The sequence below is a fragment of the Enterococcus sp. HMSC072F02 genome (assembly GCF_001837725.1).
In the GTDB taxonomy this organism is placed as follows: domain Bacteria; phylum Bacillota; class Bacilli; order Lactobacillales; family Enterococcaceae; genus Enterococcus_B; species Enterococcus_B lactis.
Genome location: NZ_KV833965.1, coordinates 25,090 through 25,398, shown reverse-complemented (window position 1 = coordinate 25,398; position 309 = coordinate 25,090). Strand labels below are relative to the sequence as shown.

Annotated in this window: 1 protein-coding gene; it reads left to right on the top strand. The window is 41.4% G+C overall.

All coding sequences use genetic code 11. From position 1 onward, the window contains the following. The coding region (locus HMPREF2731_RS09345) for an antitoxin (RefSeq protein ID WP_070872863.1) at positions 1 to 144 on the top strand (144 nt) is incomplete at its 5' end. Positions 145 to 309: the final 165 nt, after the last annotated feature.

Here is a 309-nt window from a genome sequence, read left to right as displayed (position 1 = left end):
ATTCAAATGCGTATTCGAAGCATTCAACGTGAAATTGACGATCTGGAGCGGACAAAGGCAGTGATGGTCAATGAAACGGCGAGAAAGGCAATCGATTTGCACATAGAGAATTTAAGAAGGGAAATTCGTAGATTGGAGGAATGATCGTGGATAAGAAAGCAGCAATGAAACGAATCATCGAACTGACACATTCTGAGAATTGGCAAGAAGACAAAGAAATAGTTGCAGAAGTCCAAAAGCTCGGTAAATCAATGTGGACTGAAAAGCCTAAACGGAAAACGCCGAGAAAAATTGCAATCTGGCATGGTG